Below are 22,647 nucleotides of genomic sequence, written 5' to 3' on the forward strand. Positions count from 1 at the left end.
GCTTCAGGTGGATGGCTACGCGTGTTGACGCATCAGTCGCCCCACGCGGGGGCGGGGGTGGACAGTGCGAGGCCGTAGGCCCGCTTCTGGATGTCCGGTTCCATGCTGATCTGGATGGACTTGGCCTCCGTGTAGGCGTCGAGGGCGTTCACGCCGAGTTCGCGACCCACCCCGCTCTGCTTGAACCCACCGAACGGGTAGTTCTCGTTGGCCATGTGGAAATCGTTGATCCAGACTGACCCGGCCTCCAGCCGTCGGGCCACGTCCAGTGCGGCGTCCACGTTGCTGCTCCAGACGCCGGCGGCCAGGCCGAAGTCGCTGTCGTTGGCGATCTCGATGGCCTCGTCCACCGTGTCGTAACGCAGGACGCACAGGACGGGGCCGAAGATTTCCTCCCGAGCGACCCTCATGTCGTTCGTGACGTCGGTGAGGACGGTCGGCTCGACCCAGTACCCCTTGTCGGTGCCCGCGGGCACGCGCCCGCCGCACGCGACGGTGGCCCCCTCCACTCGGGCCAGCTCGACGTACTTGAGGACCCGGTCCCGCTGCGCCGCGCTGATCAGCGGGCCGAGGTTGGAGGTGGGGTCCAGCGGGTCGCCGATCCTGACTGTGGCCAGCCGCTCGACCAGCCGAGCGACGAACCGGTCGTGGACCGCACTCGGCAGCAGCAGGCGGGTCCCGGACTCGCAGGCCTGTCCGGCGTGCATGAGGAAGCCCCAGATCGCGCCGTCGACCGCCATCTGCATGTCGGCGTCCGCCAGCACGATGTTCGGGCCCTTGCCGCCCAGCTCGAGCGTGACTCGCTTGAGGTTGCTCCGGCCCGCGGCCTCGGCCACCTTCCGGCCGACCTCGGACGAGCCGGTGAAGCCGATCTTGTTGACATCGGGATGGGCGGCGAGGTGGGCGCCGACGACCTCGCCGTCCCCGGTGACGACGTTGAACACGCCGTCCGGCAGACCGGCGGCCTGCAGCTCCCGCGCCAGTTCGAGGGCGCCGATCGGGGTCTTCTCGTCGGTCTTGAGGACCACGGAGTTGCCCGCCGCGAGGGCGGGGCCGATCTTCCAGACCGCGAGGGCCAGCGGGAAGTTCCAGGGCACGATCGCCGCGCAGACGCCGATCGGCTCCCTGCGGATGACGCCCCCGTGCGCGATGCCGCCGACGACCGGCCCGGGAGCCTCGAACTGGTACCGGCGGGCCAGCTCGGCGAAGTACCGGAGATTGGACACCGGCGTGATCGCATTCAGGCCCATGGAGAGGTACAGCGGCGCGCCGCCCTCGCGCGTCGCCGTCGCCGCCAGCTCCTCGGAACGAGCCTCGAGAGCGTCGGCCACGGCTTCCAGCACCGCCGCGCGGCGCACCGGCGGAAGACTGCGCCAGACGCCTTGGTCGAACGCACGGCGGGCCGCCGCGACGGCGGCGTCCGCCTGGTCAATGCCGCCTTTGGCCGCCGTGGCGATCGTCTCCTCCGTTGCGGGATTGACGATGACGTACTGTTCCGAGGTGTCGACCCACTGTCCGTCGATGAACAGCCGATAATGTGGGACCGAGACCTCGCTGGACGCGAGAGCGGGGCTTTCGATGGTGAAAGTCATAGCCTGTCCTTGCCGAGAGGGGCCCTTGCCGAGAGGAAGGACGGTTGCTCGCGAGGGAGCCGTCAGCTGGCGGGAGTGAACTCCACGATCAGAGATTCGGGACCGCGGGTGAACAGGCCCGCGTCGGTGGGTTCGATGCCGTCCGCGAAGCGGATGTCCGGCATCGCGGCGAGGATCTGGTTGATGGCCGTTTCGGCCTCGCGCTTGGCCAGCAGGGAGCCGACGCAGAAGTGGCGGCCGAGTGCGAAGGCGATGTGGTCGGCCGAACCGGCGAAGGCCTGCCTGATGTTGATGTCCGCGCGGAAGATGTTGTATGTGTCAGGGTCATCGAACCGACGCTCGTCCCGGTTGGCCGCGCCGTTGACACAGCCGACGACGCTCCCCACCGGGATCACGGTTCCCGCCACCTCGACGTCGTCGGTCGTCGTGCGGAGGATGATCTGCACGGGTGGGTGGTAGCGAAGCGTCTCCACCAGCGCGCGGGTCGCGAGGGAGGGGTCCTGGCGGACGGCCTCAAGCTGCTCAGGGTGCATGATCAGATATTTGAGCGTGCTCGCGATCGACTTGTCGGTGGTCTCGCCACCCGCGATCAGCAGCAGGCCGATCAGGGCCTTGATCTGCTCGTCGGAGAACTGCTCGTCGTTGATTTCGGCCTGGGTGAGGCGCGAGATCAGGTCGGTACCGGGATTCCGCCGACGCTCGGCGATGATCGGCAGAATGTAGGCCGGATACTCCTGCTGGGTGCGCATTCCCCAGGCGTGGATCTCCGGGTCGTTCGTGAGATTCGCGAGGAACGCCATCAGCGAGGAGTACCACTCGTGAAACTTCGGCAGATCTTCACGGGGCAGGTCTAGCATCTTGACGATCACGTTGATCGGGAACCATTTGGTGAAATCCTCCGCCAGGTCGACGCGACCGGCGGTCCGGAACTTGTCGATCATCTCGGTCGCCAGTTCGTCGACCTGGGGGAGCAGCTCCTCAAGGTAGTTGCCGCGCAGGGCCGGCGTGATGAGCTGCCGGTTGATGGCGTGTTCGCGTCCACCCATCTGGATGACGGTCTTGCCGATGACGGGCTCCATCTGGAACGCGTAGTTCTCGTTCGAGAAGCCGACCGAGTCCTTGTAGATCCGGGCCACGTCCTCGTACCGACTGACGAAGTAGTAGCCGCTGACCTCGTGGTGCAGCACCGGATAGAAGTCACGCATGATCTTGTAATAGGTGTGCGGGTCGCGAGCGAACTCCGCGGAGAGGACGTCGGGCTTCTCCGGGACGGTGGTGGGGGTGGTGGTCACCGTTCTCCCAACTCTGGGTGGTCGGCTGGCGGGGCCGGTCGATGTGACGAGCGTCTCCCTCTGGACGCCCGTCGTCTTGCGCGAAAACACCTGATCTGACACCTGACCCGGCACCTACCCGTCGACGGGCGTGCGTGAAGAGTCACAGCGTGTGACGAGGTGCGACTGCGCATATCGGTGCAAAGCCGGCTGGAGGTAAGCGCTGGTCAGGCGGGCGGTGTGACAGCGGCTCGCCCCCGAACACGTGAGCAACTGGGTGTTTTCACCTGAGACACACGTCACCAGGCGATGGGACAGTCCTCGACGTCACGAGGGTGCCTCGCACCGGCCTGACCGCCCTCACCGGCCTGACCGCCCTCACCGTTCTGACTCCAGACACCAGACACCAGCGCCGCTGAAGCGGCCGGCGGCTGCCCACATTCACTTTGGGCTATCGGAGGACAGCAGTGCGTACGAGAAAGAGGATCGGCCTTAGCCTGGCGGCGGCGGCCGCAGTGCTTGTGGGCGTCGCCGCGTGTGGCTCGAGCGGTTCGTCGGACACCGCCGGCGCGTCTGGCGCCGCCGAGCCGCAGAGCACGGCCAGCTCGTCGTCGGAGGCGGCAGAGTACCTGGCCAAGGTCGTCGCTGCCCCGTCGGGGATCGGCTACTCGACGCCGATCACCAAGAAGGCTCCTCCCGGGCTGAGAGTGGTCGTCCTGGAGGCCAACGTGCCCATCGCTCGCCGTATCGACGAGGAACGAGCGGCCGCCGCGGAGGCGTTGGGCTGGAAGTATTCAAAGATCGTCATTGGTACTGGCGCGGAGGACGCCGTCAAGGCGATGTCGCAGGCTCTCGATCAGAAGCCGGACTTCATCTTCGAGGCCGGCTACAACATGTCGGCGTTCGGCGACCAGGTGTCCCGCGCGCAGAGCCAGGGCGTGAAGATCATCGCACAGTGCATCACCGACAAGCCGTCCGGCCCGCTCATCGCCGTCGACTGCGACCTGCACTCGACCGACCTGATGGCGAAGGCCACAGCCGCCTATATCGCGGCTCACGGCAACGGCGAGGACGTCATCCAGCTTCTTTCGTCGACGGCGTTCCCCATCGACGACTACTACGGGAAGTCGCTGGCCAACCAGCTCAAGCCGTGGTGCCCCAAGTGCGAGGTCAAGACGGTGTCGTTCCAGCTTTCCGACCTCGGGACGAAGCTGCCCGGCATGGTCGTCAGCGCGCTGCAGCGCGCTCCCGACACCACCTACATCGTCTCGTCCTTCGGTGACGCCCTGACCGGGGTCGAGCCGGCGCTGGCGGCGGCTGGGCTGACCGGCAAGGTCAAGATCGGCGGCTACCTGCCCGGCGTCGACCAGTACCAGGGACTGCGCGACAAGAAGCAGGTCTTCTGGGCCCAGGATCAGGCGCCGATCGCTGGCTGGCGGGAGATGGACATCGCGGTCCGGGCCGCTGTCGGCGATCCCATCAGCACGGTGACGAACACCGCCCCGGTGTCCCAGGTGCTCACGTCGGACAACATCGGCAGCGCGTCCTTCGACACCTCGGGTTTCTGGCTCGGCGTGCGCGACTTCGCCGACACCTACAAGAAGCTCTGGCTGCTGTCCTAGCAGCCTCGCCCACTGGGTCGCTTACGATTGAGGATTCTGGATGAGTAACTCGTCGTCACCAGCCCTGCGGGTGGTGAACCTTGCGAAGACCTTCGGCGGGGCCCGGGCGTTGAAGGCCATCAGCCTGGAGATCGCACCAGGCGAGATCCACGGACTCGTCGGCGAGAACGGGTCAGGGAAATCCACCTTTGTGAAGATCCTTTCGGGCTACCACAGCCCGGAGCCGGGCGGTGTGATCGAAGTCGGTGGGAACGAGCTTTCCTTCGGTAAACCCGCCGATTCGCACGCCGCCGGGCTCCGGTTCGTGCACCAGGATCTTGGGCTTATCGACGACCTCAACTGCGCCGAGAATCTGGCCCTCGGTCGAGGATTTGACACCGCGTTCGGTCGACGTATCCGGTGGCGCTCCGAGCACGAGGCGGCGCGCAGGGCGCTGGCCGCGCTCGGTTACGAGATCGACGTCCGCCGGCCGATCGGCCGCCTGTCGGTCAGCGAGCGAACCGCCATCGCTGTCGCGCGGGCGGTGTCCGACCACGGCGGGCGGACACACGTCATCGTCCTGGACGAGCCGACCGTCAATCTGCCCAAAGCGGAGATCCAGCGGCTCTTTCGGCTGCTCCGACTCATCCGCGACCGGGGCGTAGCGCTGATATTCATCTCCCATCATCTCGAGGAGATCTTCGAGCTCGCCGACCGCGTGACCGTCCTACGCGACGGCGAGGTAGTCGTGAGCCGTTCGGTGACCGAACTCAACCATGACTCCCTCATCGAGCTGATGCTCGGCCGTGCGCTACGCGCCGTGCGGAGTGACGCGCGGGCTGCCGCCGGCGCACCGGTGCTGACCGCGAGTGGCGTGTGCGGTCAGGTCGTTCAGGACGTCGACCTGACTGTCCACGCCGGCGAGGTGGTCGGCGTGGCGGGCATCACCGGGTCGGGCCGCGACGAGCTGGCTCGGCTCATCGCTGGCAGCGCGCCTTTCGCTGGACGCGTCGCCATTGACGGTGAGCCGCTGCGGTCCAATCGCCCGGATCTGTTCATCAGAGCCGGCGTGGTGGGCGTCCCGGCGGAACGTACGGTGAATGCCGCGCTCCCCGACCATTCAGTCCGTGAGAATCTGACGATTTCCCACCTTGCGCCGTACTCCAGTTTTGGATTGCTGCGGCGTTCCGCCGAGCGCACCGACGTGCGCACCCTGCTGGAGAAGTTCGACATCCGCCCCGCGCGTCCGGAGCAGCCGATCGACTCGCTGTCCGGCGGTAACCAGCAAAAGGTCATGATCGCCCGAGCAATGCGGCTGGGACCGAAAGTGCTCGTCCTCGACGAACCGATGCAGGGCGTCGATGTCGGAGCGCAGGCAGAACTGCACAGACTCGTCCGCGCGTCCGTCGAGAACGGTCTGGGTGTGCTCGCCTGCAGCTCCAGCAGCGAAGAACTCTCAGAGATCGCCGACCGGGTGCTGATAATGCGCAGCGGCCGCGTCGTCGATGAGCTCACGGCGCCGCTTGCCGCCGACGATATCAGCGCCGCGACTCTCGCTAAGCAGAAGGAGACAACGTGAGCACCACCGACACCGCGGCAACTTCGGAAGCGACGCGAGTAACCGGCCGCGACTCGGCTGGCCCCACGAAGCGCTCAGGCCGGATCATTCCGCGGCTGGGCCTCGATCGGTTCAGCGGCCTGTACGTGCTGGCCGCATTGATCATCGCCTACGGCATCTGGCTGCCCGACACGTTCCTGACGAGCCAGACGGCACGCAGCGTCGCGGACGGCCAGGCGATAGCCGCCATCGTCGCCCTCGCGTTGGTGGTGCCGCTCGCCGCCGGAGTCTTCGATCTTTCCGTCGCTGCGACTCTAGGGTTCAGCGTCTGCCTGGTGGCGTGGCTGCAGGGTCATCATGTCAATGCCATTCTTAGCGTGCTGACTGCTGTTGCTGCCGGCATCGTCATTGGTGCTGTCAATAGCCTAGTCATCATTGTACTCCGGGTTAATTCTTTCATCGGGACCCTGGGGATGGGCAGCCTGCTGGCTGCCGGCTCCTACTGGATCACGGATGGCCAGACGCTGATCAAGGGTTTCTCGCCCGATCTACTCAAGGCCGGGCGCGCGCAACCAGCGGGCATTCCGGTGACGGTGTGGTACCTGGTTGGTATCGCCCTGGTCCTGTGGTTTGTCCTCGAGTACACGCCGGTGGGCCGGTACTTCTACGCGGTGGGCGCGAACCCGCAGGCCTCTCGGCTGGCCGGCCTCCGAGTGGACCGCCTGGTGGCCCGCTCGCTGATCCTCGCGGGGTTCTTGTCCGCCCTGGGAGGCGCGATTCTCGCCGCCAAACTGGGACTCGGCAGTCCCGACGTGGGGCCGCCCTACCTGCTGCCCGCCTTCTCGGCCGCGTTCCTCGGCGCGACGCAGATCAAGTCAGGACGGGTCAATGTTCTCGGCACTCTTGTCGCCGTCTACCTGCTGGGTGTGGGCGTGAAAGGCCTCCAGCTCGCCGGCGCACCGTCGTACGTCGGTGACCTGTTCAACGGGGCTGCGCTCATCATCGCCGTCGCGCTCGCCGCCCGGACGAGCCGGAAGTGATTCGGCCGCTGGACCGACCGCAGCCAGGGAAGGCGCTGCTTGGCCTTATCTCCAGTACCCGGTGTTCGGTATCGTGTAGTGCCTTCACCGGTTGACGCAGAGCCCCTCAGAGACTCGAGGTGAGGATGAGGGTTCCGCCGTGTGCTTGGGCGCTTCTTTTGACGATTGCCAGGCCGAAGGCCGACACCTGCGTGGTCGGTGCGTATGCGTTCGGTGCCGCGACGAAATGGCTCCCCAAGTATAAAAACTAACTGCGGGGCGAGGCGGCAGGCGATCTTTCGGCCGGCACGGCTTCATCCGACCAGAATCAGCTTGACTCCGACCGCTTCATAGGTTCCACGCGCGCGTGCATCCCTTGTCGCGAGGGCCAGGCCATGCGCTTTGGCGGCGAGCGCCACCAGCCCGTCATACACGGCGCCCCCGGCGATGCCGAGTTGACTCAGGGTTGTGTGGATCTTCTGGGAGAAGTGCGTTCGTGTACGGGTCATCCCGCCTTCGTCAGCAGGCTCACCGCGCGGTTCTTGTCGTAGCTCCAGCTGGTGCGAACGCAGACACGAACCAATCGTGCCAGACCGACGGCGCCTTGCCGCTACGACCGGTGTTGGGATCGAGCATCGAGGGTGGGTGCCTCGGTGAGTACGTGGTCCACGCCCGATGAGCGCAGGACGTTGAACTCGTAGACGATCCGCCCGTCGTCGATCATGGCTGCGCGGAACGCCTCCTCGTCATATTCGGTTCCGAAGAAGTCGATCGGTCCCGCCGGCCGCCCTCGGATCTTGCGGAACAGGCGGACGTTCGCGTCTATCCCCGCCGGTCCGTCGATGATCGTCACCGTCGTCTCGAACGAACGGTAGCCGTGGCCCTGTTCGAACACGAACAGGGTCGATCGGGGATCGCGCAGCAGCCGACGGGTGCGGGCCCGGTCGACGGTACCGGTACTCCACAACCTCCCGTCCACGATCGCCACGATCACCCGCGCCGCCTTCGCCGTTCCGTCCGCGGCCAGGGTGATCATCGCGGCCGAGGGATTTTTCTCGATGAAGGCGATGTCCACGGCGGAGAGCGTCATCTCCGGGACGGCCACAGGAACATCGGTCATCTCAGGCTCCTTTTTGTTTGTGGGAGCGCTGCCGTAAACGGCATACACAGCGTGCGCGGCCAGCGCTCTTCGCCTGGGGCGCCCGCTGCGGAGGTGGGCCGCCGGCCAGCAGGCAGGGACTCGGCGAGGGGCGCCCACGGCCCTACACTGGTATTTCCTATCAGTCCGATGAGGACGAGTCACCAGCGTGAGCCGGAAGTGAGAGAGAGGTCGATGGTATCCACTCGCTTGCGCTCGGATGCCGCCGCAAACCGTGCGAGGATCCTCGAGGTGGCGCGGGAGGCCTTCGCGGCCGAGGGGCTGGAAATCTCGATGGAAGAGATCTCGCGTCGCGCCGGACTGGCAACGGCCACCCTGTACCGGCGCTTCCCCACCAAGGAAGCCCTTGCCGCGGCGGCCTTCGCGGAGCAGTTGGCGGCCTGCGGGCACATCCTCGACCTGGCGTTGGCCGACCCCGACCCCTGGCGGGGATTCTGCCGTTTCGTCCTCAGGCTGTGCACCCAGCAGCAACGCGACCGACGATTTCTGACCGCATTCGCCGCGGCGTTCCCGCACAGGACAGAGTTCGAGGTCTTCCGCCGGCGGGCCGACGAGCGGTTCGCGCAGTTGGTGTGCCGCGCGCAGGAGACCGGCTCGTTGCGGCCTGACTTCGTACCCGCCGACCTTTCGCTGATCCTGCTCGCCAGTGGCGGCATCGATGCCGGCGGGCGGGAGCTGACGACCGCGGCATCGCGGCGGCTCGCCTCGTATCTGGTGCAGGCGTTTCGCGCCGACCGGGCCACCCCGCTGGCCCCACCCCTGCGAACAGCTCTCGACCTGCCCGGCTCTCGCCAGCCCTGATCGTGTCCCGCGGCCGTCCCGAGACCGTGAGAAGTCGGCTGGTTGGGTGACCGTGGCCGTCTCGTCCGCCGGCTGACGGCCAAGCGGGGCGGGCCAGGCGGAATGCCCTGATGGGCCGTTCGCTGTCGTCATCCGGGTCTCGCCGGATTCCGGGTGGCGATTTTGTCGGCCGTTGGGCGGGGACGGAGAATTCTGGTGGTCCGAGCGGCGCCGCCGGATCCCGTGACGCCGGAACTGAAAGAATCGGGTGAACTCGGCGGAGGTGACATCCGCCCCCCATGCTCGGGCCCGATGAGGTGGAACCGATGACTCGCAGCATCGCGGCCGCCGGCGTCCCGGTGGAGGCCGCCGCGGTCGACCAGCCCGGCTCGCCGCTGCGTGCGGCGGACCCGACGGTGATCGGCGATTTCCGGGTCCTGCGCCTGCTCGGTGAGGGCGGCATGGGGACGGTCTATCTGGGTGAGTCGTCAACGGGCCGGCCGGTCGCCATCAAGGTGATCCGGCCGGAATATGCGAACGTGACGGAGTTCCGGGAACGTTTTCGCCGGGAGACCACCCATGCCCGCCAGGTCGCCGGATTCTGCACTGCCGAGGTGCTGGACGCGTGTCCGGACGCCGAGTTTCCGTATCTGGTCACCGAGTTCGTTCCCGGACCGACCCTCGGCGCGGCGGTGACGGCCGGTGGCCCGCTGTCACCCGCCGATCTGGAACGCCTCGGTATCGGGATGGCGTCGGCACTGACGGCCATCCACGCGGCCGGGATCGCGCACTTCGACCTCACCCCGTCGAATGTCCTGTTGCATCCCGCGGGGCCACGGGTGATCGATTTTGGCATCGCGAACGCCCTCGGGGCCGCCCTGCCGGTCGACGATGACGCCACGTGGATCGGCACGCCCGGGTACATGGCGCCGGAGCAGGCCCACAGCGATCGGGTCGGCGCGGCGGCGGACGTGTTCGCCTGGGCGGGGGTGCTGGTCTTCGCGGCGACCGGTCGGCCACCCTTCGGCGACGGTGCGCCCGACGTGGTCGTGCACCGGACGCTGCACGAGGAACCCGACCTGTCCGGGCTGTCCGGCCTGCCGGCCGGGATGATCGGGCTGGTCCGACGCGCGTTGCGGAAGGACCCGGACGCCCGGCCGACCGCGGGCGAGGTGCTGTTGGGCCTGCTCGGCGGCACGGAGGCCGACGCGGCGCCGGCCGTCGCCCGGGCCCTCGACGGCTGGCGTGCGCCGACCCTGCGGTTGGTCGGCGGCGAGGACCCGGCGGCTCAGGTGCTCCACGGCTCGACCGCCGTCATCGACCCGCCGACGCTCCCACAAGTCCAGGAAGCGGCACAAGTCCAGGCAGCCCCACGAGTCCAGGCAGCCCCACTAGTCCGGGAAGCGGCACGAGTCCAGGAAATCCCACAAGCCCGGGCCGAGTCGACGGCCGGCCAGCGTGGTGGTCGCCGCAGGCGGGCCGCCGTGCTGGCGGTCGCCGCCGTCCTGCTGGCCCTGATCGCCACGGCGGTGCCGGTCGCGATGGGGGCCGATCGGGAGCAGATGTCCCCTCCGACGTCCGTCGGCGCGGAAGCCGGCTGGCTGCCCGTCGTCTCGCCGCCACCGCCGAACCAACCGGGTGGGGGCGGCACCGCGGCGGCGACGGACGCGCGACCCGAAGCCGCCCGCACGGTTCTCACCACGCCGGATGACCGGCCGCCGGGCGGAACGGCAGCGAAGGCCGCGGGGCCCGCGGGGCGGACCTTCCCCGCCCCGAAGACGACGCCGACATCCCGGCCACCAGCAACCACGCCGCTTTCCGCGGCGGGAGTCCCGGTGCTGCGGGAAGCCGTCCCGTCGACATCGGGAGCTGTTCCGCAACCACCGGAAACCCAGCCGGGGGACGTCCGGTCGACGGCCAGTGCGATCACGCCCGATCCGGCGTCCTCAGGCGCGGCGACGGCCGGCCTCGACCGATCCCGGACGTTCTCGCGGCCGGGCCGCGCCGGAACTCCGCTCAGCCGGGATGGTGACTGGTTCAGGCACCGCCGGCACAGATGATCAATAACCTGGGTCGCACCCGGAGAACATCAATGACCTGGGTCGCACCCGGTGAAGAAGCCGTGGGCACGATGAGCCCCGGCCGCCGCGGTGACCACGGCGGCCGGGGCCGGTGCTGGCGGGCAGGCAGCCCCTACTTCGAGGCAGCCCCTACTTCGAGGCAGCCCTGCTACGCAGCAGACCTCATCGGCACTGGCCGAGTCGCAGGCCGGTCACGGTGTTGCCGGTCTGGCGCAGGGTGGGGCTGTTTCCGGCGCAGACGAGCGCGCCGGTGACGCGGTTGGCGGTGAAGGCGGGGACGGCGTCGTCCGGGCTCAGGCCGCTGCCGCTGTTGTTGTTGATCGCGACTGCTCCACCGATCGTGTTGCCGGTGATCTGCACGCCTCCGGTGCCGCGACTCACGTCCAGGGCACCGTTGACGGTGTTGGCCGCGCAGGGCAGGTGGTCTGAGCCGATCAGGACGTAGCCGGTGGTGGCGAGGACCGCGACGGGCCCGTTCACCGACGCCTGGCACAGGGTGACGGCGGCGGCCTGGCTGCTGGCGACCGCCCCGGTGATCTGGCCGCCGGTCACGGACAGCGCTCCGCCGGGCCGCACGGCCACCGCTCCCAGCTGCCGGCCGCCGGGGCCGATGCAGAGGGACTGACCGGCGGAGACGATCAGCGGCCCGAGGTGGGCCGTGGTCAGGCAGGGCTGGCTGAAGCCGACCGTGATCGTGGTCGGCGCGGCGCTGGTGCTGGGCCGGAAGGTCGGGCCGCCGCTGTAGCTGGCGGTGATGGGGTGGGCGCCGGGCTGCAGCTGGGTGGTGCTGAAGGTGGCCTTCCCGGCGTTGAGGGGGACGGTCGCCAGGGGGGTCGTGCCGTCGGCGAACGTCACGCTGCCGCTCGGGGTGCCGACGTCTGCCACGCCCGGTGCGACCGAGGCGGTCAGTTCGGTGGAGTGCCCGAACAGCGGGCCGGTGGTGTTCGCGGTCAGCGTGGTCGACGTGTCGTGGTCGAAGTCGGCGCACAGCGCGTAGGCGCTCGCGACCTGGTCACCCGTCCCGCCGGACCCGCCCGCCGCGAAGATCGCGCTCCAGGACGTGGGGTTGCTGGCGCCGTTGACGTCGGGATCACCTGCCGTGTCACTGGGGTAGCTGCCCCGCAGATGGGTGCCGCCGGCCGGGTTCCCCGAGGTCACTCCCTTCTGCATGCTCTGGCCACCGCCGAGCAGGCTCAGATCCGTCGGGCAGCTCGCGGTGGCGATCGCGTAGGTGCTGCCCTCCTGCGGGCCGAACCGGTCCGTCCGGACGACCTTGATGTCGGTGTCGCCCGGCTCGGCGCACACGGCGTAGGAGAAGGTCTGCGACGTCCCGTCCCCGTGGCCGTTGATGAGACCCATGGCGGTCCAGTACCGGGGGTTGGTCGCGCCGTCCGGGAGTGGGTTCCCCTGGGCGTCGCTGGGAAAACTGCCCAGCGACTTCAGGCTGGGAGCCTGCGGGGGCAGGGTGTGCCCGCCTCCGCCCACCACGACGGTCCCGTCCGGGCACGCGGTCGTGACGTAGGCGAGGCTGGGCTGGTTCGGGCCGGGGACGGAGGAGACCGAGACCACCCGATGGTCGAGCTTCGTCCCCTCCGCGCACATCGCGAAGCTGGTGATCTTGTCTCCGTCTTCGGCCTGCCCGCCGAAGTTGCCCAGGGCCGCCCAGAACTCGGGGTTCTGCGCACCGTTCGCGAGCATGGTCCCGCTCGCGTCGCTGGGGAAGTTCCCCTTCGCGCGCAACCCGTTGATCGGGGGCGCGGGGTCGGTGGCGTCGATCTTGCTGCCCCACATGCCGCCGCTGACCAGCACACTGCCCGCGGGGCACGAGGTCACCGCGGTCGCGTAGGCCCCGGACGCACCCGGGACGGGCAGGTTGGTGGTGGTCACGTGGATCACCGGCTTCTGCGGCGCGGCTACCGCAGGCTGACCCGGTGTCGGCGCCGCGACGGCCGGTGCCGCGCCGGCCGGTGCCGCCGCGGCGAAGACCAGCGCGAGCGCGGACGCCGCGACCACCACGCCACCCGGCGACGACCTGAACACCCGTTTCGGCCAAGCCAGGCCCTCGGCCCGGCCCCTGCAAAGCATGTCGCTGTTCCCCCGGAGTCATCTGGTTGGTTTCAGGCGGGGCAGCGGCCTGCGCCCGCGGCCCCGCCAGGAGATGACGCGCGACTGGACCTGCTGGAGTTCCCGCAGTTGCGGATCGGATCGTCACCTGGCAGAGCGACAGGACTGTACTGCACACTGAGCCGCAAATGCGCAGATTTCCCCCGAGATATTCCGTATCTACGGTAAGAGGGCGGGCTGAAAACCACTATCCGCGGAGGATCTCAGGTGGCCGGTAGTTCCGTGGGTGGGTACGCGTCGGGCGCCACGCCCACCCACGGAATCGCGCTACTACTCCGTGTTGTGGCTATCCGCGCCGGGGATCGTCAGTTGCCGGCCAGGCACAACGCCCAGACATGGGATCTGGTGTCACTCGTCGAACCGCTTCCGCCGGTGTGCGTGGTGGACGTCCAGCTCGCCGGCGAGGTGGTGAGCGGGTTGCCGCTCCCGTCGCTGGGGTAGCTGCCGTTGAGGTGGTCACCCTGTGACCCGGGGGCGGTGAAGTCGGACGTCGTGATGTCGTTCCCGGTGATGCCGGCGCCTCCGCTGATCAGCGTCCCGTTGCCTTCGCCGCACCCGGTGGTGGTCTTCTGGGGCGCGGCGACGCTGGTCGGGCCGCTCGTCTCGTTGTACCGCACGGTGACGGTGACGCCGCTGACGTTGATGCCGCTCCCGCTGCAGATCGCGTAGGCATAGGTGGTGTTGGTGCTGCCCGTGCTGGTGCCGCCGTACGAGCTGCCCGCGGCCCAGGAGGTCGGGTTGGTCGCCCCGTCGGCGGCGGCGATCTTGCCGTTGTCGTGCGTGCCCGCGCCGGTGCCGTCCACGTAGGTGGGGTAGCTGGCGATGGGCTTGAGCGCCCCCACGGTGCCCGGGACGGTTCGTGCCCCGCCGCCCAGCAGGCGCGTGCCCTCGGGGCAGGTCGCCACCGTCAGGTCGGTCGTTCCGGCGGCGGTCGGCCCCGCGACGGTGCTCATCACGATCTGGGTACCGGTGATCGTGCCGCCCGGGTCGAGGCACATGGCATAGGGGGTCGAGCCGAAGGCGGAATCAAGCCCGCCGCCCGACCCGCCCGTGCCGCCGATGGCCCGTGCCTGGGTCGTGTTGGTGCCGACGACCCCGGCCGAGTAGCCGTTGGCGACGGTGTACTCGGCGGTTCCGTCGAAGGGGACGATCCCCTTGACGTGAAGATTGCTCTGCGCTGTTCCGGTACCGACGGTCTGCAGAATCCCGACCCCGGAGACAACGTCGTTGGCGTCGCCACCGGTCCGACAGTTCGCGCTGCTCGCACTCTCCGAATTGGCCGACGTCGGCCCGGCCGTGGCGCCGGGGCTACGGACCGTGAGGGTGGTCGACGCGTAGGCGGTTCCCGGCAGTGCGACGGCGAGGGTGGCACCCAGAACAAGCGTGGTGAACAGGGGAGCCCGTAGGGACTTCTTCGTCATCAACTTCTTCCTTGATGGGCGGATGGGTGACCTGCCGACCGAGGCAGGCGGGGCGGTACTGAGGTCCGGAGACGTGGCGACGGGTTCATGGACCGCCCGCATGTCACTCTCCGAAGCAAGATGGATGCTCGGGAATGGGAGCATAGAACAACCGATGTTGCAGATGCGTGGTTATTTGGATGATCGGTCCGCATCTGCGTTTTGTGATCATCGCCTGGTGGTGTCGACGGCAGCCCGCCAGCACCCTGGCGCGGGGGTCCGTCAGGACGGCGCGGGCGCACCGCACTGCCTGGGCACCGCCGGGCGTCCAGGTGCTTCGGTGGTCGGCTGCGCTCAGGCGCTCAGGCGCTCAGGCGCTCAGGCGCTCAGGCGCTCAGGCGCTCAGGCGCTCAGGCGCTCAGGCGTGCAGGTGCTTAACCGCTCAGGTACTCAGACGCCGGTATCGGGCGAGGCGACGCAGTCCGTCCGCGGCGGGACGGCCGGGGCGGGGCTGGAGGGCCGCCTCGAGCCGGGTGCGCACGGTGGGCTCGTCGAGATGCATGCCGATCGCGACCAGCCCGTCGGAAGCTTGCGTCGCGGGCCTGACCGCGACGTGGATCTGGCGTCCGACGACATTGACGACGTGGCCGCGCATGCTCCGCCCGGTGTCCACGGTGACAGTGCCCTTGAGCCGGTACAGGTCCGCGGGCAGGTCCTCAAGCAGGTCGACCAGCCGGCCGGGATCGACCGGGCCGGTGGCGGGGACGGTCACCGCGCTGACCCGCGGGTGCGGCTCGCCGTCATGGTCGCCGTCGTGATCGTGCCGGGCCAGGGCCGCGAGCGGGAGTTCGTCGACCGGGTCGTGCGGGCTCGCGGCGTCGAACACGAGAACCGGGTCGATGCGGCCGTGGGTGATCTCGACGACGTGGGCGTGGGGATTGCTCGCGCGAACGCGGCCGGCGATCCGCGCCACCGTCTCGGCGCGGTCTGCCGGCGCAATCCGGTCGGTCTTGTTGATCAGGACGAGTGAGGCGGAGGCGAACCGGGCCGGCGGTAGGCCGCCCGTGTCGACGGTGTCGAAGTAGGCGGCGGCGTCGACCACGTCGACCAGACCACCGGGACGCACCCGGTCCACGCCGCTGAACCGGATGAGCCTGGCCAGATGCGGGGGGTCGGCCACGCCGCTGGCTTCCACGATCACCGCGTCCAGCCGCAACCGCGGATGGGTCAGCTTCGCCAGCGCCTGGTCCAGACCGTCGGTGTCCGGCAGGCAGCACAGGCAGCCGCCCGCGATCGAGGCCGGCTCGTCCACCTGGCCGGTGACCAGCGCGGCATCGACGTTGATCGCGCCAAAGTCGTTGACCACCACCCCGAGGCGCGCCCCAGGCGCCTGGAGCAGGTGGTTGAGCACCGTCGTCTTGCCCGCGCCCAGGTATCCGGTGAGCGCGATCACGGGTACTCGCACGCCCATCCCCGCCCGTCTCCTGTCATGCCGCGATCCGCCCGTGCCGCGATCCGCCCGTGCTGAGCTGCGCCGGTGGCGCGAACCGCGTTGGCTGGTGTGCAGATCCCGGGCTCGGCCCACGAAGACTATCCACCCAGGCTGCCCGCCGACCCGGCGGCCACGAGACGAGCCACCCCGCCGCGGGTGCTTCCCGGAATGGGCACCTGACGGGGAGCCATAAGGCCCCGCCACCAGAGTGGAAAAGCATTGCCGAGCCCGAAGGTTGTCGTCGGATTGCTTGCTAGGATCGGCGCGCGGGCGACAGCGCCGGGGCCCGGCGGTCGAGAAGTCTGGTCGTGCCCGGCGTCCGCGGATACTCCGGAAGGACATTCTCGTGAGCAGCAGGATAAACTGGCTCGTCTGCAAGGTCGGCTGCATCGAGTGCGGCATGATAGAGGACCCGGCGCTGAGAATCATCGGAGTTTATGCGGACGAGCAGGAGGCCATCGCCGCCGCGCGCAGTACTGCCCAGACGATCGCGCAACGGTGGGGAATGACCAATCCCGACGAGCCGTATCCGGTGAACGCGAGCGAGACGCTGGGTTCGCGAACGGGCGCCGGCTGGATGTGGACACCCGCAGACCACGAGCAGGTCTTCGCGGTCCAGGTCCCGTCCTGACAGCTCCGTTGCCTGTCGGTGGCGGACTTGGATCGATCCGCTTCCGAACCCGACCGAGGCGGTTATCCTGCGGTGGCGGTTTTGAGTAGCCGGCCGCTGCCGTCGTAAAACCGTAGAACGGACGCCTTGGACCGCGTCCAGTCCGAGATCATGTTCTTGCCGGTCGGTTCCGGTCCATCCACCTGAACGGACCGGGTGATGAAGAAGCCGTCCTGGATCGGGACCTGATTCGTCTGCCCGTCGGGTGTGGTCGCTGTGATCCGCGCGACCTCGGCGCTCACCCGCCCGCCGACGGTGTGCACCGTTCTGGTTCATCGGGCCGCTCCGACCACCCGAATCCGTGGCGGCCGGAAATGTCGATGGACACGGGGTCGGGGACGGAGCGAGTGGGCGCCGTCATGCTCATGAACCCGTAGGCCAATGAGATGTCCGGCCGTCCGGCGGCGTCGAGCGGGATCTCGCACTCGGTCGTCGTAGCGCCAATGGCCAGCAGCACACTCATACTGATCCCCATACCGTCGCGGACCGCCGCTCGCGGGACCAGACCGAAGGTGGGGGACCGGGCCGGATCAGCCTGACCGGGACCCGACTGCGCGCACTCCAGGGGAATCGCCGCCTTCTCGGCCGCGGACAGGTGAACGGCCGTCATCGTGTGGCTGGAGGGTGGCGCGACCGGTACCAGCCACACGTGATCGTCGCTGCCCGTCCTCGTGCCGCCGACCGCGACGGCGACGATGGTCACGGCGGCCGCGAATGCCGTGACCAGCGGGATCGTCCGCCTCGCCGCCCGTCGTCGACGTTCCCCGGAGACCCGCGCCTCGACGCTGGTCCAGATGCGCTCCGAGGGATGTGCACGCAGATCCCCCGCCGCCGCGCGCAGCCACGCGACGGTGGCCTCGTCGGTTGTCATGCGGAACCTCCCGTCATCGATTCGATGCCACCGGAATGCAGCGCGGGGTGTAGCCGCAGCTTCGCCAGTCCTCGGGACGCCTGGCTCTTCACCGTCCCGACCGACCGGCCGAGCACCTTGGCCACCTGATCCTCGGAAAGATCGTCTGGGTCAGGTCCTCCGCCTCCGTGGCGTCCCCGCAGAGCAGGTAGGCCAGTCCCAGCAGCCGCGGCAGCCGCGGCTCGAAGAACTCCCGGTGTCTGTCCTCATCCATCCGCCCCTCCACAGCCATCCAGATCCCGCCGAGCGGCCCGCGGGTTGCTCCATCCGCACACCTCGTCTCACCCGCAGGCGGTGCAGCCGGAAGCGCAACGAGAATTCGCTGGTCAGAGCGGCGGCGGCTGTTGCCGGGAGCGCGGCGGTGACGGTGTACTGCGGTGACGGTGTACTGCGATGACGGTGTACTGCACGGGGCTGGGCAGGTCGGGCCCGGATGACGCAGACGGAGAGCACGAGGGCGGCGCCGCCCGACGGATGGAGACGCGGATGACCATGGCCACGGGAACGGGCACGGGGGCGGGCGCGCAGTCGCCCGCGCCGCACGTTGCCGATCGCCACGAGCTGATCCGGGTGCAGGGCGCGCGGGAGAACAATCTCGCCGACATCAGCATCGAGATCCCGAAGCGCCGGCTGACGGTGTTCACCGGCGTCTCCGGCTCGGGCAAGAGCTCGCTGGTGTTCGCCACGATCGCCGCGGAGTCGCAGCGGATGATCAACGAGACGTACAGCGCCTTCGTGCAGGGTTTCATGCCGACGCTGGCGCGCCCCGAGGTCGACGTGCTCGACGGGCTGACGACCGCGATCATCGTCGACCAGCAGCGGATGGGGGGCGACGCCCGTTCGACGGTCGGCACGGTCACCGATGCGGGCGTGCTGCTGCGCATCCTGTTCAGCCGGCTCGGTCGGCCGCACATCGGCCCGCCCGGCGCGTACTCCTTCAACGTTCCCTCGGTCCGGGCGAGCGGTGCGATCACGGTCGAGCGCGGTGCCGCCAAGGCGGTGAGGAAGACCTTCACCCGCACCGGCGGCATGTGTCCGCGTTGCGAGGGCCGGGGCGCGGTCTCCGACTTCGACCTGACGCGGTTGTACGACGACAGCAAGTCGATCAACGAGGGCGCGCTCCTCGTTCCCGGCTACAGCGTCGACGGCTGGTACGGGCGCATCTTCGGCGGCTGCGGCTTCTTCGACCCGGACAGGCCGATCCGCCGGTTCACCAAGCGGGAGCTGCACGACCTGCTCCACAAGGAGCCGACCAAGATCAGAGTCGACAACGTCAACCTGACCTACGAGGGTCTGATCCCGAAGATCCAGAAGTCGTTCCTGGCCAAGGACGTCGACGCGTTGCAGCCGCACATCCGCGCGTTCGTGGAACGGGCGGTGATCTTCACGACCTGCCCCGACTGCGGCGGCAGCCGGCTCAGCGAGGCCGCCCGATCGTCGAGGATCGACGGGATCAGCATCGCCGACGCCTGCGCGATGCAGATCAGCGACCTCGCCGGGTGGGTGGGCGAGCTGGCCGAGCCGTCGGTGGCACCGCTGCTCGCGGCGCTGCACCACACCCTCGACTCGTTCGTGGAGATCGGGCTCGGCTACCTCGCGCTCGACCGGCCGTCGGGCACACTGTCGGGCGGCGAGGCGCAGCGCGTCAAGATGATCCGCCACCTCGGCTCCTCGCTCACCGACGTCACCTACGTCTTCGACGAGCCCACCATCGGCCTGCACCCGCACGACATCGCGCGGATGAACGACCTGCTGCTGCGGCTGCGGGACAAGGGCAACACGGTGCTCGTCGTGGAACACAAGCCGGAGACGATCGCGATCGCCGATCACGTCGTCGACCTCGGTCCCGGCGCCGGTGCGGCGGGCGGCACCGTCTGCTTCGAGGGAACCGTCGCCGGGCTGCGGGCCAGCGGCACCCTCACCGGCCGCCATCTCGACGACCGGGCCGCCCTCAGGGAGACGGTGCGCACGTCCACCGGGCGCCTGGCGATCCGCGGCGCGACGGCGAACAACCTGCGCGACGTCGACGTCGACATCCCGCTCGGGGTGCTGGTCGTCGTGACCGGCGTCGCCGGTTCCGGCAAGAGCTCGCTCGTGCACCGGTCGCTGCCGGCTCTGTTCGAGCCGCCCGGCGCGGGTGCGGGGGCCGGGTCGGCCGGATCCCCGCGGGGCGGCGACGGTGCGGCGGTCGTCGGCGCGCTGGTGTCGATCGACCAGACCGCGATCCGCGGCTCGCGACGGAGCAACCCGGCGACGTACACCGGGCTGCTCGATCCGATCCGCAAGGCGTTCGCGAAGGCCAACGGGGTGAAGCCGGCGCTGTTCAGCGCCAACTCCGAGGGCGCCTGCCCGACCTGCAACGGCGCCGGCGTCATCTACACCGACCTGGCGTTGATGGCCGGCGTCGCCACCACCTGCGAGCAGTGCGAGGGCAAGCGGTTCGAGGCATCGGTGCTGGACCACCACCTCGGCGGCCGCGACATCAGCGAGGTGCTCGCGATGTCGGTGACCGAGGCCGCGGAGTTCTTCGGCGCCGGCGACGCGCGCACGCCGGCCGCGCATGCCATCCTCGGCCGGCTCGCCGACGTCGGGCTCGGCTACCTCGGTCTCGGCCAGCCGCTCACCACGCTGTCCGGCGGCGAGCGGCAGCGGCTCAAACTGGCCACCCACCTGGCCGCCAAGGGCGGCGTCTACGTCCTCGACGAGCCGACCGCCGGCCTGCACCTCGCCGACGTCGAGCACCTGCTCGCCCTGCTCGACCGGCTCGTCGACGCCGGCAAGTCGGTCATCGTCGTCGAGCACCACCAGGCGGTCATGGCGCATGCCGACTGGATCATCGACCTCGGCCCCGGCGCCGGCCACGACGGCGGCCGGATCGTCTTCGAGGGCACTCCCGCCGACCTCGTCGCCGCCCGCTCCACCCGCACCGGCCAGCACCTGGCGGCCTACGTCGGCGCCTGACCGGCGCCTGACCGGCCCCTGACTGATGCCTGACTGGGGGCAGCCGTCCCAGTTAAGCGTAAATCTCTGTTTTCGCAGATGAAGGTGCAATCCGCCTGCGCGTGAACAGCTGATCTGACCTGCGTGCGTCATATGACCGGTATGTCTGCGAGAATCGCGCCGCCGGGATCTTGGCGCAGGGAGGGCAGCGGGCGTTGGCGACAAAGCTGGGAAGTTCCTACACTCTGGAGACCATGATCGGCCGGGGTGCGATGGGTGAGGTGTGGCGCGGCCGGGATGAGGACGGCGAGCCGCTCGCCTTCAAACTCCTGTTGCCGGAGCTCATGATGGACCCGGAGATCGTCGCCCGGTTCATGCGGGAACGTTCGGTGCTCCTCCGGGTCGACTCGCCCTTTGTCGTGCGGGTCCGGGATCTCGTTGCCGAGCGCGGGCACCTGGCCATCGTCATGGACTTCGTCAGGGGTTCCGACCTGCGTCGTGAGCTGAGACGGCGCCGGACGGTACCACCGGCGGAAGCGGTGGCGACGACCATCGACATTCTGACCGGGCTCGGGGCCGCGCATGAGCTCGGCATCATTCACCGCGACCTCAAACCCGAGAACGTGCTGCTCGACCGGCATGACGGCGGGTATCACCCGAAGATCTCCGACTTCGGGATCGCCGGGCTGATGGACGCGTCGACGCGGCTGACCCCGCGGCAGGGCATTCTCGGTACTCCGCTCTACATGGCGCCCGAGATGATCGAGGAGGGTGTCGCCGGCCCGCCTGCGGACGTCTATGCCGCGGGGCTCGTGCTGTACGAGCTGCTGTGCGGGGTCACGCCGTTCACCGGGCGAGCGCCGCTGGCCATCCTGCGGGCGCACGTCGACCTGCTGCCCGGCCGGCCGCCGGACCTCACCGACGAGCTGTGGTCCGTTCTCGCCGCCATGCTCGCCAAGGACCCGACCGCGCGGGCCGGGGCCGACCAGCTCCGGGCCGTGTTACCGAACCTCCACGGGTTGCCCGCGATTCGACCGCTGGCCACCCCGCCGCCGGCCATCCCGCTGTTCCCGACCGGCCGGACGATCCCGCCGGGCGAACCGCCCGAGCGGAAATCGATCCTGCCGACCGAGCCGCCCGCGGGGCAGGTCTTGCCGGATGAGCCGCCCGCGGGATCTGTTCTGCCGGGTGTGTTGCCCGCGGGGCAGGTCTTGCCGGTTGAGTCGTCGGCGGGGTCGGTCTTGCCGGGCGAGTCGTCTGTGGGATCTGTTCTGCCGGGTGAGCCGCCCGCGGGATCTGTTCTGCCGGGTGTGTTGCCTGCGGGATTGGTCCTGCCGGGTGAGCCGCCTGCGGGATTGGTCTTGCCGGGTGAGTCGTCGGCGGGGCAGGTCTCGCCGGGTGGGCCGTCTGCGGGTTCAGTCCCGCCGGGCGGCGCTGTTCCGGGGGGTGCTGTTCCAGCCGGTGCTGTTCCAGTCGGCTCCAACCTCGACCGGCCAGGGGATCCCTCCGCCGGCTCGGGCGGACGTCGCCGACGTCGCCTTCTCACCGGCGCTCTCGTCGTCGCCGTCGTTATGGCCGTGGCCACGGCCACGGCGATCGAGTCGACCAACGGCTCGCCGTCCGACCCGTCGGCGCAGCTGCTGATCCAGGCACAAGCCAAAAACCAGCAGGCGATGGCGGGGCATCTCGCCCCCACGGCCAGCCCAGGTCCCGGTGCTTCCACCAGTGCCACCGGCGCCGGGCCACCGACGCCGGCATCCGCATCCGCACCGGCACCCGGATCCGCCTCGGCGGCGACGAGCCGAGCCCGCACGCGGCCGAGGTGCTCGCCGCCGTCGCCCGGATCCCGACCGGCAAGGTGATGACCTACGGTGACGTCGCCGAGTACGTCGGCGCGGGCACCGGCCGGACCGTCGGCGCGGCGCTGTCCCGCTACGCGGACGACGACCTGCCGTGGCACCGGGTCATCCGGTCGACCGGCGAGCCGAACCCGGCCGCGCCGGCCGAGGCGCTGCGCCGGCTCGCCGCCGAGCGCACCCCGCTGTCGGCG

Annotated in this window: 18 protein-coding genes and 3 pseudogenes; 9 read left to right on the forward strand and 12 right to left on the reverse strand. The window is 69.3% G+C overall.

Annotated elements, in window-relative coordinates; translation table 11 throughout:
* Positions 1-32: 32 nt before the first annotated feature.
* The gene (locus tag ND748_RS01505; protein ID WP_251743507.1) at positions 33-1,592 is read right to left on the reverse strand and encodes an aldehyde dehydrogenase; all 1,560 of its coding nucleotides are present in this window, start codon (positions 1,590-1,592) and stop codon (positions 33-35) included.
* A 62-nt stretch (positions 1,593-1,654) separates the two neighbouring features.
* On the reverse strand, positions 1,655-2,884 hold the full coding sequence (locus ND748_RS01510; RefSeq protein WP_251743508.1) for a cytochrome P450: 1,230 nt from the start codon (positions 2,882-2,884) through the stop codon (positions 1,655-1,657).
* Positions 2,885-3,330: 446 nt separating this feature from the next.
* Here ND748_RS01510 and ND748_RS01515 point away from each other — a divergent pair, with 446 nt between their 5' ends.
* Genes ND748_RS01515 through ND748_RS01525 form a run of 3 tightly spaced genes read left to right on the forward strand, consistent with a single transcriptional unit; the run spans position 3,331 to position 7,062 of the window.
* Entirely contained in the window at positions 3,331-4,485 is a 1,155-nt protein-coding gene (locus ND748_RS01515; RefSeq protein ID WP_251743509.1) for a substrate-binding domain-containing protein, read from the forward strand.
* A gap of 40 nt (positions 4,486-4,525) precedes the next feature.
* Positions 4,526-6,043, forward strand: coding sequence for a sugar ABC transporter ATP-binding protein (locus ND748_RS01520; RefSeq protein ID WP_251743511.1), 1,518 nt, complete (start codon positions 4,526-4,528; stop codon positions 6,041-6,043).
* The gene (locus ND748_RS01525; protein ID WP_011601464.1) at positions 6,040-7,062 is read left to right on the forward strand and encodes an ABC transporter permease; all 1,023 of its coding nucleotides are present in this window, start codon (positions 6,040-6,042) and stop codon (positions 7,060-7,062) included. The genes ND748_RS01520 and ND748_RS01525 overlap by 4 nt, the downstream gene beginning before the upstream one ends.
* A 106-nt stretch (positions 7,063-7,168) precedes the next feature.
* Here the strand turns inward: ND748_RS01525 and ND748_RS34875 are convergent.
* The 3 genes and pseudogenes from ND748_RS34875 to ND748_RS01540 form a co-directional block, all read right to left on the reverse strand.
* A pseudogene (locus ND748_RS34875) lies at positions 7,169-7,328 on the reverse strand (ATP-binding protein); the annotation flags it as partial.
* 27 nt (positions 7,329-7,355) lie between these two features.
* Positions 7,356-7,526: pseudogene (locus ND748_RS01535) on the reverse strand (VapC toxin family PIN domain ribonuclease); the annotation flags it as partial.
* A gap of 125 nt (positions 7,527-7,651) precedes the next feature.
* Positions 7,652-8,161 (reverse strand): hypothetical protein, encoded by a 510-nt coding sequence (locus ND748_RS01540; RefSeq protein WP_251743515.1) that lies wholly within the window; start codon positions 8,159-8,161, stop codon positions 7,652-7,654.
* Positions 8,162-8,431: 270 nt separating this feature from the next.
* Here ND748_RS01540 and ND748_RS01545 point away from each other — a divergent pair, with 270 nt between their 5' ends.
* Together ND748_RS01545 and ND748_RS01550 are read left to right on the forward strand one after the other, a co-directional pair.
* Positions 8,432-9,001, forward strand: a complete 570-nt coding sequence (locus tag ND748_RS01545; RefSeq protein WP_251743516.1) for a TetR/AcrR family transcriptional regulator — start codon at positions 8,432-8,434, stop codon at positions 8,999-9,001.
* A gap of 305 nt (positions 9,002-9,306) precedes the next feature.
* A complete protein-coding gene (locus ND748_RS01550; protein ID WP_251743518.1) occupies positions 9,307-11,040 on the forward strand; it encodes a serine/threonine protein kinase in 1,734 nt (577 codons plus the stop codon).
* Positions 11,041-11,223: 183 nt separating this feature from the next.
* Here ND748_RS01550 and ND748_RS01555 read toward each other — a convergent pair whose 3' ends face one another.
* The 3 genes from ND748_RS01555 to ND748_RS01565 form a co-directional block, all read right to left on the reverse strand.
* Entirely contained in the window at positions 11,224-13,074 is a 1,851-nt protein-coding gene (locus ND748_RS01555; protein WP_251743520.1) for an Ig-like domain-containing protein, read from the reverse strand.
* 416 nt (positions 13,075-13,490) lie between these two features.
* Complete coding sequence (locus ND748_RS01560; RefSeq protein ID WP_251743521.1) at positions 13,491-14,606, reverse strand: hypothetical protein; 1,116 nt, start codon at positions 14,604-14,606, stop codon at positions 13,491-13,493.
* Between the two features lie 421 nt (positions 14,607-15,027).
* A complete protein-coding gene (locus ND748_RS01565) occupies positions 15,028-16,056 on the reverse strand; it encodes a GTP-binding protein (RefSeq protein WP_251743523.1) in 1,029 nt (342 codons plus the stop codon).
* A 367-nt stretch (positions 16,057-16,423) separates the two neighbouring features.
* Between ND748_RS01565 and ND748_RS01570 the strand changes: the two genes are divergently transcribed.
* Complete coding sequence (locus tag ND748_RS01570) at positions 16,424-16,708, forward strand: hypothetical protein (RefSeq protein WP_251743524.1); 285 nt, start codon at positions 16,424-16,426, stop codon at positions 16,706-16,708.
* Between the two features lie 62 nt (positions 16,709-16,770).
* Here the strand turns inward: ND748_RS01570 and ND748_RS01575 are convergent, their stop codons facing one another.
* The 4 genes and pseudogenes from ND748_RS01575 to ND748_RS34420 all read right to left on the reverse strand — a co-directional run bounded on the left by ND748_RS01575 (position 16,771) and on the right by ND748_RS34420 (position 17,871).
* Positions 16,771-16,989, reverse strand: coding sequence for a hypothetical protein (locus ND748_RS01575; RefSeq protein ID WP_251743526.1), 219 nt, complete (start codon positions 16,987-16,989; stop codon positions 16,771-16,773).
* Positions 16,986-17,618 carry a hypothetical protein gene (locus ND748_RS01580; RefSeq protein WP_251743528.1) on the reverse strand — a complete coding sequence of 211 codons (633 nt, stop codon included), beginning with the start codon at positions 17,616-17,618 and terminating at the stop codon, positions 16,986-16,988. The genes ND748_RS01575 and ND748_RS01580 overlap by 4 nt, the downstream gene beginning before the upstream one ends.
* Positions 17,615-17,764: pseudogene (locus tag ND748_RS33720) on the reverse strand (sigma factor-like helix-turn-helix DNA-binding protein); the annotation flags it as partial. The pseudogene ND748_RS33720 and the gene ND748_RS01580, both read right to left, overlap by 4 nt.
* Entirely contained in the window at positions 17,707-17,871 is a 165-nt protein-coding gene (locus tag ND748_RS34420) for a sigma factor (RefSeq protein ID WP_251743539.1), read from the reverse strand. The gene ND748_RS34420 and the pseudogene ND748_RS33720, both read right to left, overlap by 58 nt.
* A 272-nt stretch (positions 17,872-18,143) precedes the next feature.
* Here ND748_RS34420 and ND748_RS01595 point away from each other — a divergent pair, with 272 nt between their 5' ends.
* The 3 genes from ND748_RS01595 to ND748_RS01605 all read left to right on the forward strand — a co-directional run.
* Positions 18,144-20,618, forward strand: a complete 2,475-nt coding sequence (locus ND748_RS01595) for an excinuclease ABC subunit UvrA (protein WP_251743530.1) — start codon at positions 18,144-18,146, stop codon at positions 20,616-20,618.
* Between the two features lie 194 nt (positions 20,619-20,812).
* On the forward strand, positions 20,813-22,459 hold the full coding sequence (locus ND748_RS01600) for a serine/threonine-protein kinase (protein WP_251743532.1): 1,647 nt from the start codon (positions 20,813-20,815) through the stop codon (positions 22,457-22,459).
* Positions 22,354-22,647 (forward strand): MGMT family protein (locus ND748_RS01605; protein WP_251743538.1); only part of this gene is annotated, 294 nt, incomplete at its 3' end. The genes ND748_RS01600 and ND748_RS01605, both read left to right, overlap by 106 nt.

The organism is Frankia sp. AiPs1 (genome assembly GCF_023716945.1).
GTDB lineage: Bacteria > Actinomycetota > Actinomycetes > Frankiales > Frankiaceae > Frankia.